The sequence below is a fragment of the Pedobacter aquatilis genome (assembly GCF_030409415.1).
In the GTDB taxonomy this organism is placed as follows: domain Bacteria; phylum Bacteroidota; class Bacteroidia; order Sphingobacteriales; family Sphingobacteriaceae; genus Pedobacter; species Pedobacter aquatilis.
In genome coordinates this window covers 102,668-116,330 of the sequence record NZ_JAUFPW010000008.1, presented here as the reverse complement: position 1 = coordinate 116,330, position 13,663 = coordinate 102,668, and the positions used below count along the sequence as shown (strand labels likewise).

16 protein-coding genes are annotated in these 13,663 nt (G+C 34.7%); 8 read left to right on the top strand and 8 right to left on the bottom strand.

Translation table 11 applies throughout. The annotated features are described in order from the left end of the window. Nucleotides 1–18: 18 nt before the first annotated feature. Nucleotides 19–1,635, bottom strand: a complete 1,617-nt coding sequence (gene pyrG, locus QWY86_RS01660; RefSeq protein WP_290238023.1) for a CTP synthase — start codon at nucleotides 1,633–1,635, stop codon at nucleotides 19–21. Nucleotides 1,636–1,982: 347 nt separating this feature from the next. Between pyrG and QWY86_RS01655 the strand changes: the two genes are divergently transcribed. After that, nucleotides 1,983–2,444: a hypothetical protein gene (locus QWY86_RS01655; protein ID WP_290238021.1), complete on the top strand. Its 462-nt coding sequence runs from the start codon at nucleotides 1,983–1,985 to the stop codon at nucleotides 2,442–2,444. Between the two features lie 3 nt (nucleotides 2,445–2,447). On the opposite strand, the gene QWY86_RS01650 is transcribed toward QWY86_RS01655, so the two are convergent. From QWY86_RS01650 to trpS, 4 genes are all read right to left on the bottom strand, one after another. Further along, complete coding sequence (locus QWY86_RS01650; RefSeq protein ID WP_290238019.1) at nucleotides 2,448–2,990, bottom strand: hypothetical protein; 543 nt, start codon at nucleotides 2,988–2,990, stop codon at nucleotides 2,448–2,450. A gap of 148 nt (nucleotides 2,991–3,138) precedes the next feature. After that, nucleotides 3,139–3,918, bottom strand: a complete 780-nt coding sequence (gene kdsB, locus QWY86_RS01645; protein WP_290238017.1) for a 3-deoxy-manno-octulosonate cytidylyltransferase — start codon at nucleotides 3,916–3,918, stop codon at nucleotides 3,139–3,141. Between the two features lie 133 nt (nucleotides 3,919–4,051). After that, entirely contained in the window at nucleotides 4,052–4,666 is a 615-nt protein-coding gene (locus QWY86_RS01640) for a deoxynucleoside kinase (RefSeq protein WP_056872440.1), read from the bottom strand. 69 nt (nucleotides 4,667–4,735) lie between these two features. Then, on the bottom strand, nucleotides 4,736–5,734 hold the full coding sequence (gene trpS, locus QWY86_RS01635; RefSeq protein WP_290238012.1) for a tryptophan--tRNA ligase: 999 nt from the start codon (nucleotides 5,732–5,734) through the stop codon (nucleotides 4,736–4,738). A gap of 278 nt (nucleotides 5,735–6,012) precedes the next feature. On the opposite strand from trpS, the gene QWY86_RS01630 reads away from it, so the two are divergent. The 6 genes from QWY86_RS01630 (at nucleotide 6,013) to QWY86_RS01605 (ending at nucleotide 9,119) form a co-directional block, all read left to right on the top strand. Continuing rightward, entirely contained in the window at nucleotides 6,013–6,738 is a 726-nt protein-coding gene (locus QWY86_RS01630; RefSeq protein WP_290238010.1) for a lysophospholipid acyltransferase family protein, read from the top strand. A gap of 2 nt (nucleotides 6,739–6,740) precedes the next feature. Beyond that, nucleotides 6,741–7,031 (top strand): Asp-tRNA(Asn)/Glu-tRNA(Gln) amidotransferase subunit GatC, encoded by a 291-nt coding sequence (gatC, locus tag QWY86_RS01625; protein WP_290238008.1) that lies wholly within the window; start codon nucleotides 6,741–6,743, stop codon nucleotides 7,029–7,031. A gap of 86 nt (nucleotides 7,032–7,117) precedes the next feature. Continuing rightward, entirely contained in the window at nucleotides 7,118–7,876 is a 759-nt protein-coding gene (locus QWY86_RS01620) for an ABC transporter ATP-binding protein (RefSeq protein ID WP_290238006.1), read from the top strand. 81 nt (nucleotides 7,877–7,957) lie between these two features. After that, nucleotides 7,958–8,506 carry a cob(I)yrinic acid a,c-diamide adenosyltransferase gene (locus tag QWY86_RS01615; RefSeq protein ID WP_290238004.1) on the top strand — a complete coding sequence of 183 codons (549 nt, stop codon included), beginning with the start codon at nucleotides 7,958–7,960 and terminating at the stop codon, nucleotides 8,504–8,506. 86 nt (nucleotides 8,507–8,592) lie between these two features. Further along, the gene (locus QWY86_RS01610) at nucleotides 8,593–8,814 is read left to right on the top strand and encodes a DUF2795 domain-containing protein (protein ID WP_010603503.1); all 222 of its coding nucleotides are present in this window, start codon (nucleotides 8,593–8,595) and stop codon (nucleotides 8,812–8,814) included. A 146-nt stretch (nucleotides 8,815–8,960) separates the two neighbouring features. Then, nucleotides 8,961–9,119, top strand: coding sequence for a lmo0937 family membrane protein (locus QWY86_RS01605; protein WP_156166633.1), 159 nt, complete (start codon nucleotides 8,961–8,963; stop codon nucleotides 9,117–9,119). 24 nt (nucleotides 9,120–9,143) lie between these two features. On the opposite strand, the gene QWY86_RS01600 is transcribed toward QWY86_RS01605, so the two are convergent. Beyond that, nucleotides 9,144–9,818, bottom strand: coding sequence for a 2-C-methyl-D-erythritol 4-phosphate cytidylyltransferase (locus tag QWY86_RS01600; RefSeq protein ID WP_290237962.1), 675 nt, complete (start codon nucleotides 9,816–9,818; stop codon nucleotides 9,144–9,146). Nucleotides 9,819–9,902: 84 nt separating this feature from the next. Beyond that, entirely contained in the window at nucleotides 9,903–10,952 is a 1,050-nt protein-coding gene (gene queA / locus QWY86_RS01595) for a tRNA preQ1(34) S-adenosylmethionine ribosyltransferase-isomerase QueA (protein ID WP_290237961.1), read from the bottom strand. A 206-nt stretch (nucleotides 10,953–11,158) separates the two neighbouring features. Here queA and QWY86_RS01590 point away from each other — a divergent pair, with 206 nt between their 5' ends. Beyond that, a complete protein-coding gene (locus QWY86_RS01590; RefSeq protein WP_290237960.1) occupies nucleotides 11,159–12,403 on the top strand; it encodes an ABC transporter permease in 1,245 nt (414 codons plus the stop codon). 179 nt (nucleotides 12,404–12,582) lie between these two features. Here the strand turns inward: QWY86_RS01590 and QWY86_RS01585 are convergent, their stop codons facing one another. Then, nucleotides 12,583–13,650, bottom strand: coding sequence for an HmuY family protein (locus QWY86_RS01585; RefSeq protein WP_290237958.1), 1,068 nt, complete (start codon nucleotides 13,648–13,650; stop codon nucleotides 12,583–12,585). Nucleotides 13,651–13,663: the final 13 nt, after the last annotated feature.

The window sequence follows — 13,663 nt, the reverse complement described above, 5'->3', positions numbered from 1 at the left end:
TTTGTATTTATGCTGCTGTTAATTTGTTTTCTTCTTAGCATACTCCATTGCAGCGGCCACAAATTTAACAAAAAGTGGGTGAGGATTTGCTACTGTTGATTTTAATTCTGGGTGAAATTGTCCGCCAACAAAGAAAGGATGATTTTTAAGCTCAACAATCTCTACTAAGTTTGTTTGAGGATTTATTCCCGAAGCAATCATTCCTGCTTCTTCGTATTGTTTTAAATAATCGTTATTAAACTCATAACGGTGGCGATGGCGCTCGTTAATGTGTTGTTTGCCATAAATTGCGAAAGCTTTAGTTCCTTTCTTAATATCGCAAGGATAAGAACCCAAACGCATGGTACCACCCATGTTTACAATGCTTTTCTGCTCTTCCATCATATTGATAACCGGATTCGCCGCTTCAGCATCAATTTCTGTAGTATGCGCACCTTTTAAGCCTAAAACGTTACGTCCGTACTCAATAACCGCACATTGCATACCTAAACAAATACCGAAGAAAGGAATGTTATTTTCACGAACGTATTTAATCGTGTCAATTTTTCCTTCAATACCACGGCTTCCGAAACCTGGCGCAACTAAAACACCTTGTAAATGGCCTAGTTTTTCTTTTACATTATCTGGGAAAATACTTTCAGAATGGATATACTCTACACGAACCTTACATTCATTTTTCGAACCCGCATGTATAAAAGATTCAATAATAGATTTGTAAGCATCAGGCAATTCAACATATTTACCAACCAAACCAATTTTAACTTCGGCAGTTGGGTTTTTTAAGCGACCAAGGAAATCTTTCCAGCTTTCCATATCCGGATCGTTTTTAGTCGGCAGCTTAAGTTTTGATAAAACAGTTTTGTCTAATTGTTCTTTCAACATTAGTAATGGAACATCATAAATCGTAGATGCATCCATCGATTCGACAACTGCATTGATGTTAACGTTACAAAATAGCGCAATTTTTTTTCTTAAATCCGCACCTAAGTGATGTTCTGTTCTGCAAACCAAAATATCAGGCTGGATGCCGTACTCTAATAATGCTTTAACCGAATGTTGTGTTGGTTTCGTTTTTAACTCGCCAGCTGCAGCCAGATAAGGAACTAAAGTTAAATGAATAACAATGGCATTTGAACTGCCTTCTTCCCATTTAAACTGACGAACCGCTTCGATAAAAGGTAAAGATTCAATATCGCCCACCGTACCACCAAGTTCAGTAATTACAATATCGTATTCACCGCTTTCGCCTAACATCCGCATGTTACGCTTAATCTCGTCGGTAATATGTGGTACTACCTGTACAGTTTTACCCAAGTATTCACCTTTACGCTCCTTACTAATTACATTTTGGTAAATTCGCCCAGTTGTTATGTTGTTTGCTTGTGATGTTGGAACGTTTAAGAAACGTTCGTAATGACCAAGATCTAAATCCGTTTCTGCACCATCTTCAGTAACAAAACATTCGCCGTGTTCGTAAGGATTTAAAGTTCCCGGATCGATATTAATGTACGGATCGAATTTTTGAATGGTTACACGATAACCCCGTGCTTGTAAAAGTTTAGCTAAAGAAGCGGAGATGATGCCCTTACCTAAAGAGGAAGTAACACCGCCCGTAACAAAAATATACTTAGTCATGATTGTGAATTTATGCAACAAAGGCAAAAAATGTTGCTTTTTGTACGGGATACAAAGGTAAGAAAATTACTTGTTTCTAATTCTTAAAAATGAAGAATATTTAAAAATGATAAAGTAATGGGATTTAGTGATTTATGGTTTTCTGAATGATTAAATTCAAACTATTGTCTTTTTTAGAAACTAATTTATCCTTTCATCACCACCAAACATAGTGTTCGAACTTACAACTTGTTGACTTTGGTCAAGACATTTCTTAACATATTGTGGTGATAAAGTTTTGAGGCAATAAAAATACCACTATTTTTGCGCTCCCTATTTTTTTAATCATCCCATAATTCAAATAAATTATGATTAAAATCATCTTTGTAGGGATGTTCTGTTTACTATCCTTTTGCTGCTATTCTCAATTTGTAGCTACTAATAATCAATATGGCTGTAGAGATGTTAATAGAGGAGGAAATGGCAATGCTGCACCTACTGGGAATGCACAGCGTATATATTATCAAAATACGGGTACAAATTTTGGTGGAAAACCTACTTTTCAATCTCAATCTGCTCCTTACTCGGAATGGAATTCAGACCAACTTACACCAGCAAATCAATGTTTTAGTTTCGTTGTAACTTCAACAGGTGGTTGCTATGTTAGAAAGGGAACCTCAACCTTTACCCACACATTAGGAGATTACGGTTATTGGACTAATACGATCAAGTGTCCGCTAGATGATTACACACCAATGTTAATTTTTTGTTGTGGTTTGGTTGGGGTTATTTCAATTAGATCAAAAAAATTATTTAAGCTTTCCTTTTAGTATCTAACAACACTTGTAATATACCTTTACCTTTTGCTCCTTTTCACTCCATGCGATGTAGAGGTTACTTTCTTTACCTAAACGATATTTAAAGCCATTTAAGCCAGATTTTTTTAGCTCTTCGTAAAGTGCTTTATCCGGAGCATTATTATCGGCTTTATCATCAGGCATTACCGCAGGTTCAAGGAAGTTATCTTCTGCAAAAAAATCGTTGGCAATAGTTTTAAGGTAAATTAATTGTGCTTTTTCTTTAGATAAATCTACATTCGGATCGGTGTTATCAACCAAATCCTTACCTTTTAAATCTTCACTGTATATTTCCTGTCCGGCTGCATTTTTTATTGTGAAATGTAAAATGATATCAGCAGCTTTTTTACCACTAAGCTCAATTTTAAAAGTATCAACTGTTTTTAAATTTGAGAACGATTTGGTGAAAACCTGATTTACGTTTTTAAATTCTATTGCAGATGATTTATCGGAATTATCGTTTTGACAAGCCACTAATAAACCAATGCTGCAAATTAATAAGTAAAGTGTTTTTTTCATAAATGAGATTGAATGCCCTTAAAATAATAAATTTTATTTACAGTTGTAAATTACGTACAGGCACTGCTTCGCAATTGAAAGGTTTAATAATTATTATACCTCAGTTATGCGGATAAAAAAATCTGCAAATCTGTGGCTCCGTTAAAAACTACTCCAATTTTAGAGCCTTTAGCAATTTATTTAACTTTTTAAGGTCTTCAGGTGTATCAATCGCTACCGTTTCTAAATCAGTCACTTTGGTTTGAATGTAGTAACCATTTTCTATCCAACGAAGTTGTTCTAAACTTTCAGCAATTTCCAATGATGACGGTGGTAGTTTTGTAATTTCCTTAAGCGAAGCAGTTCTATAGCCATAAATGCCTATGTGCTTGTAAAACTGATGTTTTTCTGCCCAAACACCCGGTTCGCCATTTCTAATAAATGGAATCGGACTTCTGCTAAAATACATTGCCCTGCCATTCACATCAATAACAACTTTCGGACTATTAGGATTGTAAATGCTTTCCTGGCTTTCGATAGATTTTATAAGTGTTGCCAATTGAACTTTTTCTTCCGTAAAGCAACTTGCCAATAAATCAATTTGTGCAGGTTCTATAAAAGGTTCATCACCCTGAATATTTATTACAATATCGAAGCCAGGCAATTGCTCAATTACTTCTGCGCATCTATCCGTTCCGCTTTGATGAGTTGATGATGTAAAAACATAATCTCCACCAAATCTTTTAACTTCATCAGCGATACGCTCATCATCGGTTGCAATAACAACTTTAGCTAAACTTTCTGCTTTTGAAGCCTGCTCATAAACCCGCTGTATCATCGATTTACCGGCAATATCTACTAAAGGTTTACCAGGAAAACGGGTAGAAGCAAAGCGAGCAGGTATAATTCCGATAACTTTTAATGAAAACGTTGGATTTTTGTCGCTCATGTCGCAATTACAGATTGATGTTTCAAAAATATTTTAAGGCTCTCGTCATTGCGAGGCACGAAGCAATCTTTAAAAAATATGTAGATGAGATTGCTTCGTGCCTCGCAATGACGGAGAAAAAACAGTTGTTTAATTAAAACAACCCGTTAATTTCAGCTTCAATAGATTGTATAACCTGACCTAAATCTTCAGGATTGTTTGTAAAATCTAGTTTATCTTTATCTAAAATTAATAATTTACCTAGGTTATAACCTTTAATCCATGCTTCATACTTTTCATTAAGTTTTGATAAGTAATCAATACGAATACCGGCTTCATACTCACGTCCGCGGCGTTGAATGTTATTTACCAATGTCGGAACAGATGCTCTTAAATACACCAATAAATCTGGTGGCTTTATAAACGAAGTAATGTTATCAAAAATTGCTCTATAATTGTCATGGTCGCGGGTGGTCATTAGCGCCATATCGTGCAAGTTTTCTGCGAAAATATGTGCATCCTCATAAATCGTTCTATCCTGAATTACATTGCGCTTATTTACTTCAATATCAGTTATTTGCTGGAAACGGCTATTTAAGAAATATATCTGCAAATTAAAGCTCCACCTCTTCATGTCGCTATAAAAATCTTCCAAATAGGGATTATTATCTACAGCTTCGTATAGTGCTTCCCAGCCATAATTTTTTGCCAATAATCCGGTTAAGGTTGTTTTGCCGGCACCAATATTTCCTACAATTGCTATATGCATTCTTTTTCTTTTTTAGATTAAGGTTGAGGCTCAGGCTAGTTTCTCAATCTAAACCTTAAGCTTACTAAATTAAAAACTTTTAAACCCGATTAAGCTGCGAACTTCCCTTATTGTTTTTTGAGCACTTTCTCTCGCCTTCAATGCTCCATGTTTAGCAACTTGTCGTAAATAAGCATCATCTTGCTGAATATCTTTAATACGCTCACGCATTGGTGCGGTTGCAATTATCATATCTTCTGCGATTTGCTTTTTAAAATCGCCGTAACGAATTTGCATTTTGTTATATAAATCATCAAAATGTTGATGAGTATCCTGGCTGGAAACAATTTTCATCAAATTAAAAAGATTTTGAATCGGTTCTGGTTTTTCTTGGTTTTCTTCTGTTGGACCACCATCGCTGACAGCACGCATTACTTTTTTGCGTATGGTTTCGGGGTCATCAGATAAATAAACTGCATTAGCTTCACCTTCCGATTTTCCCATTTTTCCTTTACCATCTAATCCTGGTACTTTTACCAAATTATCAGAGTAACTAAAAGCATAAGGTTCAGGGAAATATTCTGTGTTATACAATCTATTGAATCTATTACCGAAAGTACGAGCCATTTCTAAATGCTGCTCTTGGTCTTTCCCAACTGGTACCTTCGTTGCCTTATGAATTAAAATATCAGCGGCCATTAAAACAGGATAGGTTAATAAACCAGCATTCACATTATCAGGGTTTGCACGTACTTTGTCTTTAAAAGAAGTGCTACGCTCAAGCTCACCCATGTAAGCGTTCATGTTTAGGTAAAGATAAAGCTCAGCAATTTCTGGTACATCGCTTTGTATATAAATGGTGCTGTTTTCAGGGTCAATTCCGCTGGCTAAATATTCAACCAAAACGTGTTTAATATTGCCGTGTAAATCGGCAGGGGTAGGATGTGTAGTTAGAGAGTGTAAGTCGGCAATAAAAAAATAGCAGTTATAATCGTGCTGCATTTTAATAAAGTTTTGTACTGCGCCGTAATAATTACCAAGATGTAATTTTCCTGTAGAGCGAATGCCGCTCACCACTGTTTCTTTCATAATGGCACGAAATTAAAAATAAATTAACATCAATGTAGCATCGATTCAATTTATGTTACAAGTTTTTTTATTTGAAAAGCAGTTGCAGTATCAATATTAACGTTAGTCCCGCTAAGCGCTTTACTTCTCCCGATAAAAATCGGGATTCGTGTTCGCTTATATCGGGTTTGTAAACTTTGGTTTGCATAATAAATTACCTGCTAATGCCAAATAATCATCTTAAATAAAAAGTTGCAGTAAAGAAAATATATGGCATAAATTTATATTTTTGAGTATCTATGGTAAAATTTTTCAGGCAAATACATCGGGTTTGGTACCTCTTTTGGATTGTTTTTTTCTTCGCCTTATTTTATCCTATATATTATTTAACGGCAAGCCATCCGAAATACTATAGCACATTAAATTTTTTCAGAAAGTTAAATAGCTTTTTAAGCAGTCTTTTTTCTGGAATTATTTTTCGCTACACATTCGAGAAACAGCTTAATTCAAAGCAAACCTACATTTACTGCGCCAACCATACATCGAATTTAGATATAATGGTTTTTTGCATAATGGGCCATGGTAATTTTCATTTTATGGGGAAAGATGAGCTTTTAAACAATCCTATTTTAGGTATATTTTTCAGAACCATAGATATTTCAGTTAATCGGGATAGTAAAATTTCGGCCTTTAAAGCTTTTAAAAAAGCTGGCGAAAATTTAGAAAAGGGGATGAGTTTAATAATTTTCCCGGAAGGAAAAATAGATGACGAATACCCACCAAAACTTGGAGAATTTAAAAACGGTCCATTTCGTTTAGCCATAGAGAAAAACATTCCCTTGGTTCCAGTTAGCATAACTAATGTTTGGAAAATTAATTGGGATGATGGTGCTAAATATGGAAGTAAGCCCGGAATTTGCGATATTTACGTCCATAAACCAATAGAAACGCATAGCCTGACCGATTTGGACAGTGATGTTTTGAAAAAAAGGGTTTTTAAATTGATAGAGAGTAAATTAGTATAAAAATGAATTTAGACGAAAAAACTATACATAAAATTGCCGACCTCGCCCGGATTCATGTAAATGACAAAGAAGTTGAAACACTGATACCGGAAATGAATAAAATTTTATCGTTTATGGAAAAATTAAACGAGCTGGATACTTCAAACGTAAAACCTTTGGTTTATATGAATGAAGCTACAAATGTTTGGCGGGAAGATGTTGTTAAGCAAGAAATTGCTACTGCGGATGGGTTAAAAAATGCAGCTAAACATAATGAGTCGTTTTTTATGGTTCCTAAAATTATTGATAAATAAATTCAATCATTTTGGGTTGTTGCGCACGAAAATTTTAAATCACTTGTAACATCTTAACCATTACTCATGTCTAAAAAATAAAAACTATGTCGCAACCACTCATCACCATTAAAGAAATTGGTCGTAAATACGTTATCGGTTCAGAGGTTATCCATGCATTAAAATCGGTTAGTTTAGATATAAACAAAGGCGAATTTGTAGCATTGATGGGTCCATCTGGTTCAGGTAAATCTACTTTGATGAATATTTTAGGTTGTTTAGATACGCCATCAAGCGGAAGTTATATTTTAAATGGGACGGATGTAAGCCATATGACGGACGATGCATTGGCAGAAGTTCGTAATCAGGAAATTGGTTTCGTTTTTCAAACGTTTAATCTTTTACCACGTTCAACATCATTAGATAATGTTGCTTTACCATTAATTTATGCTGGTAGTAGTAAAAAAGATCGCGAAGCGAGAGCTGCTAAAGCTTTAGAAAACGTAGGTCTGGGTAATCGTATGGATCATAAGCCAAACGAGCTTTCTGGTGGCCAGCGCCAACGTGTAGCGGTTGCAAGAGCATTAATTAACGATCCATCAATTATCCTGGCAGATGAGCCGACTGGTAACTTAGATACCAAAACCTCTATTGAAATTATGGGTTTGCTCGAAGAAATTCACAGTAAAGGTAATACCATCATTTTGGTAACACACGAGGAAGATATTGCCCAACATGCGCATAGAATTGTACGTATGCGAGATGGTTTAATAGAAAATGATTACGTTAATACTGATGTAAAAAATGTATCTCCACGTTTACAAGCTTTAAAAGATAGCGGAAGCGATTGGGAGAAGATAAATTAAAGAAGTTTTAAGTTGTAGGTTGTGAGTTATACGTTTTATCTATACTTAAAACGTATAACTTACAACTTAATACTTTCTAAAATGAAAATCTACACTAAAACAGGCGATAAAGGTCAAACCTCTCTAATAGGCGGAACGCGGATACCTAAATATCACCTTCGTATTGAAACTTATGGAACTGTTGATGAATTAAACTCGTATATCGGTTTAATTATGTGTCAGGATATCGATTTGCATCATAAGCAATCGTTAAAAGAAATTCAAGACAGGTTATTTACAATTGGTGCATCTTTAGCAGCAGATCCTGAAAAATCAAAAATGAAGATTCCGGATTTGCATTCGAGTGATATAGAATTGTTAGAAAAAGAAATGGATGCTATGAACGAAGTTTTGCCAGCATTAAAACATTTTGTTCTGCCAGGTGGCAATACCATGGTCTCTTACTGCCATATTGCCCGTTGCGTATGCAGAAGAGCAGAACGCTTAACAGTTGAATTATCAGAAAATAGTTTTGTAAATGAGCAGGTAAGCATCTACTTAAATCGTTTAAGTGATTATTTATTTGTTTTGGCACGAAAACTGAATATGGATTTCAAGGCAGAAGAAAACATTTGGATACCGCGTGTTTAATAGTGGAAAAATAAGTTTGTTTTGCTCAAAAATTTTAATATACTTTGCGCATAATTACAGAACAAGAATTAACTGAATAAAAAGATATGTATTGGACACTAGAATTAGCTTCCCACTTGGAAGATGCACCTTGGCCAGCAACTAAAGATGAATTAATCGATTATGGTATTCGTTCAGGTGCTCCTGTTGAGGTTATTGAAAACTTGCAGGCATTAGAGGATGATGGCGAACCTTATGAAACTATTGAAGAAATTTGGCCAGATTATCCTACTAAAGAAGATTTCTTCTTTAATGAAGATGAATATTAAACAAAATCCCAACCGCAAGTTGGGATTTTTTTTGTCTAATATTCAGAGCCTTATAGCATTTTGGAATAAATTATTACAATTTTTAAACAAAAGTAAATCCATCGTTGTTACTATACCAACATTTACACACTAAAAAAATTAACACGATGGGAAATTTATTGTATTTAGTCGCAGTTGTATTAGTTATACTCTGGGTTATAGGGTTTTTATTTCATGGCTTTGGCGATGTTGGTAACATCATCCATGTATTATTGGTAATTGCTGTTATTGCAATTTTACTAAAGGTTATTGGCCGAGCTGCCTAAATAAACAAAAAATGCCCTTTATTTTTAAAGGGCATTTTTGTTTAGGAACCATTCTGCAATATCTAAATCTGCAGGGTAGGTTATTTTAATGTTGTTTCTTTCGCCTTCAATTAAATTTACCTCAATACCGCTTTCTTCCACAACACTTGCGTCATCAGTGAAATGATTTTTGAAAGGTAAGTTATAAGCCTTCTTTATCGTTTCAGATTGGAAAACCTGTGGGGTTTGGACCATGAAATAATCATCGCGATTCTCTGCCTTGGTATTTTCTCCAACTTGCTTTCTAATGCTATCAATAGGCTTAACAGCCGCTATTGCACTGCCATTTTCAAGTGCATATTTAAAGCCCTTATCAATTAAGTGTTTAGAAATTATCGGACGAACAGCATCGTGTATAGAAATAACAGATGTTTCTGAAATTTTATCGATCGCATTTTTTACGGAATGAAATCTTTCAGAACCGCCAGCAATCACATCATGTGGAATATTAAAATTAAATTCCTGGCAAAGTTTATTCCAATACGAATGTTGTTGTTGATTGAGTACAACCAGTATTTTTGGTTGGAAATCGCTTAATGCAAATGCTTTGATGGTATGCATTAAAACCGGTAGGTTATTCAGTAGTAAAAATTGTTTTGGTGTTTCGGTTTGCATCCGGTTTCCGGCGCCACCTGCTACAATTACAGCGTAGTATTTCATCTTCAAAAGTATCAAGTATTTAGTATCAAGTAGCAAGTAAAAGAGCTTGATGTCGATACTTGATACTTAATACTTGAATCTATTCTAGATAATTAGCATGGCATCACCATAGCTATAGAATTTGTATTTTTCCTTAACGGCAACCTCGTAAGCATTCATTACATTTTCGTAACCTCCAAAAGCACTTATCATCATTAATAAAGTTGATTCCGGAGTGTGGAAGTTTGTAATCATTGAATTTGCAATACTGAAATCATACGGAGGAAAGATGAACTTACTTGTCCAGTCGTTTGCAGCTTTTAAAGTTCTGTTAGCAGAAACTGCAGATTCGATAGCACGCATTGAAGTTGTACCAACCGCACAGATTTTTCTTTTTTCTTCAAGTGCTTTATTTACTAAGTTGGCATCTTTCTGCTCAATAATAAATTGCTCAGAATCCATTTTGTGCTTGGTTAAATCTTCAACTTCAACAGTTCTAAAAGTTCCTAAACCAACGTGTAATGTTACCTCAGCAAATTCGATTCCTTTAAGTTCAAGGCGCTTCATTAATTCACGACTGAAGTGCAACCCAGCTGTAGGAGCCGCTACTGCACCTTCGTGTTTAGCGAAAATGGTTTGATAACGCTCTTTATCTTCAGCAGTAGCTTTACGTTTAATATATTTAGGCAGGGGTGTTTCACCTAAAATTTCAACGTTTCTTCTAAACTCTTCATCCGTACCTTCAAACAAGAAGCGAATAGTACGACCACGAGATGTTGTGTTATCGACTACTTCAGCAACTAACAAATCGTTATCACCAAAATATAATTTATTTCCAACACGAATTTTACGAGCAGGATCTACTAAAACATCCCATAAACGCAATTCCTTATTTAATTCTCTTAGCAAGAAAACCTCGATAGTTGCACCAGTTTTTTCCTTATTACCGTATAAACGAGCAGGGAATACTTTAGTGTTATTTAAAATCATTACGTCCTTGTCATCGAAATAACCTAAAACGTCTTTAAATATTTTATGTTCAATTTTACCACTGTCTTTATGCAAAACCATCAAACGAGCTTCATCTCGTTCTTCTGAAGGATTGTGGGCAACTAACGACTCTGGTAAGTTAAATTTGAATTGTGATAATTTCATTCTTGATGAATTTTTTGAGGTGCAAAAATACGAATTTAATTTTTCTTTTCAGTATTTTAAGCAACGCAATTAACTTATTTATGTTTTAGCTAATATTTTTTTACTATGGATTATGATTTTCGACACTTTTGATTGAATTTTAAATAAAGTAATTTAAGTTAAAATCGCTGTAACCTTTTATACATCTTTGTGTCTAAACCTTAATTATGATAATCTTCAGGCTAATTGGTGAAAGTTTTCGTTTTGCATTCGATGCTTTGCGACAAAATAAATTACGTACAATGTTATCGCTGCTTGCGATTACCATTGGAATTTTTGTAATCATTTTTGTTTTCTCAGGAGTTGATACTTTTAGAGGGAAATTACAGGCTAGTGTAGATAAATTAGGTTCAAATACTATTTATGTGCAAAAATGGCCTTGGAGTTTTGGCGATAACTATCCTTGGTGGAAATATGTAAATCGCCCGGAACCATCTATTAGAGATTTCCAATCATTAAAACAAAGAATGGAAAATGCTGATGGCATTACATTTGAAATTTCTACAGGAAACAGAACAATTAAATACAGAAGTGGCTCTGTTGAAGGCATTACAATTTCTGCTGCTTCTCAAGATTTTAATAAGACATGGAATTTTGAATTACAGACCGGAAGGTATTTTACCGACAATGAAAATAATAATGGCACACCCGTTTGTTTAATTGGTGCTGAAATTGCGGAAGGATTATTTGATAGCGATAATCCGATAGGAAAACAAGTACAAATTTTAGGAAGAAGAGTTACTGTTATTGGTGTTTTTATTAAAGAGGGAGAAGACATGCTCGGAACATCTCTTGATAAGAGTGTAAACATCCCGATAAATTTTGCAAAAGGAATTCTTGATGTTCAGAATGAAAGATACAACCCTCAAATTACAGTTAGAGGCTCGGAAAATGTATCTTTAGAAGAAGTTGAAAGCGAGTTACGCGGTGTAATGCGTTCTATCCACAGACTCAGACCAAACCAAGAAGATGATTTCGCTTTGAACAAAACTACTATCTTATCTAACCAATTGGATAAAATGTTCGATGTTGTAAAACTGGCTGGCTGGGTTATTGGTGGTTTTTCTATTTTAGTTGGTGGTTTTAGTATTGCCAATATCATGTTTGTATCTGTTAAAGAAAGAACCAATATTATCGGCATACAAAAATCTTTAGGTGCAAAGCGATATTTTATTTTGCTTCAATTTATTTTTGAAGCCATTCTACTATGTATTTTAGGTGGATTGTTGGGCTTATTATTGGTTTACTTATTGGCTCTTGCCATTGGTGCTATAACAGATTTTCACATTATTCTGGGGTTAAATAATATAACATTAGGTATTGGTATTTCGGTTATAATAGGAACAATATCAGGTTTTTGGCCAGCTTATTCAGCATCAAGATTAGATCCTGTAGAGGCGATAAGAAGTTAAAAGATAAATTCAATTGCATCATTAACTGATATTGATTGCCTTTTTATTCACTTATAAAAAAGTCCTAGAGTATTGCACTTTGGGATTTTCTTTTATTACTAGATTCAATTTAAAAAGATAAGGCCCACCATCGCGGCGAGCCAATTATCCAACTAACAAAACATAATTTTATAAAAGGTTTATGCGCCTTTTTTAACTAATTTATATTCGATGACTGGTTTACCACGTGTTCCACCATCATTTGAAATAAAGCTGTTGAATTTTAGTTTGTAAACATTCCCTGCACCATCTTTAACTACGTAGAAAACATCAGTTCTTACACCAATTGCAGCTCCGGTTGTATTTCTCCAGTTAGAACCAATTATATCTCTTGATGAAGAAAAGGTAATGCCTGTAACATCAGCTGCTGCAAATGCCGCATAAGTTTTGGTTGTTGTAGAAACCTGAGCTGCTGTAACGCCACCAATATTGTTAATGAAAACTAAATCAGAGAAACCGTAAGGTAATTGAGTTGTTCCGGCTGCTGTCCAATACATACTGTAACCCCAAACGATATCCCAGGTTGCTTTAGTTGGCTCAGCTGTTGCAGTAGTGCCTCTAACTAGTGAGGTAAATTGAAAATTGCTTTCTGCATTTTTAACGATATCTAAACTTGTAAAAGTTGTAGCTGTTAATTTAGCATATTGTAAAGTATAACCAGTTCCTTTTCTTAAAACGCGGATTTTATACAATTCATCGTTTGCTAAAACAGTATTTGAACCACCTTTTCTGTTGATGATGTAAACTTTATTATCGGCATCGGTTGCTGAAACAGTAGCAATTGCTGTTTTATTTAAAATGTTTGTTTCTCTACCATCATCAATAATCGTAAAGTTTCCGCCACCTTGACCAACTTTAAGCGCATTAGGGTCAAAATCTGTAGCTGTAACTGTATTTAAATCTGTCTTATTAATTAAAAGTGCTGATGCACCATTTGTTGAGTTCAAAATAACTTTGAAATCTGAGCCAGAATAGAAGCCTAAATCCCAGCTATCTCTGTCAACTGAAGTTTGTTTATCTGTACTGAAATCTACATATACGCTGTTTCCGGCTGAACTTCCAGCTTCGGTAGAAATTAAACCATTTAATGTTAATGTGCTACCGTCTGATGGTGGTGCAACAATAACAGGTTCTTCACCATCCTTTTTACAAGCTGTAAAAGTTACCGCCAAAAGGGCAATCGCAATAATCGAGTTAAGTTTGTTCATCGTTTTTTATTTG

Coding starts and splice junctions, on each gene's coding strand:
- pyrG (WP_290238023.1), bottom strand. CDS start 1,635: ATGACTAAGTATATTTTTGTTACGGGCGGTGTTACTTCCTCTTTAGGT.
- QWY86_RS01655 (WP_290238021.1), top strand. CDS start 1,983: ATGATTAAAATCATCTTTGTAGGGATGTTCTGTTTACTATCCTTTTGC.
- QWY86_RS01650 (WP_290238019.1), bottom strand. CDS start 2,990: ATGAAAAAAACACTTTACTTATTAATTTGCAGCATTGGTTTATTAGTG.
- kdsB (WP_290238017.1), bottom strand. CDS start 3,918: ATGAGCGACAAAAATCCAACGTTTTCATTAAAAGTTATCGGAATTATA.
- QWY86_RS01640 (WP_056872440.1), bottom strand. CDS start 4,666: ATGCATATAGCAATTGTAGGAAATATTGGTGCCGGCAAAACAACCTTA.
- trpS (WP_290238012.1), bottom strand. CDS start 5,734: ATGAAAGAAACAGTGGTGAGCGGCATTCGCTCTACAGGAAAATTACAT.
- QWY86_RS01630 (WP_290238010.1), top strand. CDS start 6,013: ATGGTAAAATTTTTCAGGCAAATACATCGGGTTTGGTACCTCTTTTGG.
- gatC (WP_290238008.1), top strand. CDS start 6,741: ATGAATTTAGACGAAAAAACTATACATAAAATTGCCGACCTCGCCCGG.
- QWY86_RS01620 (WP_290238006.1), top strand. CDS start 7,118: ATGTCGCAACCACTCATCACCATTAAAGAAATTGGTCGTAAATACGTT.
- QWY86_RS01615 (WP_290238004.1), top strand. CDS start 7,958: ATGAAAATCTACACTAAAACAGGCGATAAAGGTCAAACCTCTCTAATA.
- QWY86_RS01610 (WP_010603503.1), top strand. CDS start 8,593: ATGTATTGGACACTAGAATTAGCTTCCCACTTGGAAGATGCACCTTGG.
- QWY86_RS01605 (WP_156166633.1), top strand. CDS start 8,961: ATGGGAAATTTATTGTATTTAGTCGCAGTTGTATTAGTTATACTCTGG.
- QWY86_RS01600 (WP_290237962.1), bottom strand. CDS start 9,818: ATGAAATACTACGCTGTAATTGTAGCAGGTGGCGCCGGAAACCGGATG.
- queA (WP_290237961.1), bottom strand. CDS start 10,952: ATGAAATTATCACAATTCAAATTTAACTTACCAGAGTCGTTAGTTGCC.
- QWY86_RS01590 (WP_290237960.1), top strand. CDS start 11,159: ATGATAATCTTCAGGCTAATTGGTGAAAGTTTTCGTTTTGCATTCGAT.
- QWY86_RS01585 (WP_290237958.1), bottom strand. CDS start 13,650: ATGAACAAACTTAACTCGATTATTGCGATTGCCCTTTTGGCGGTAACT.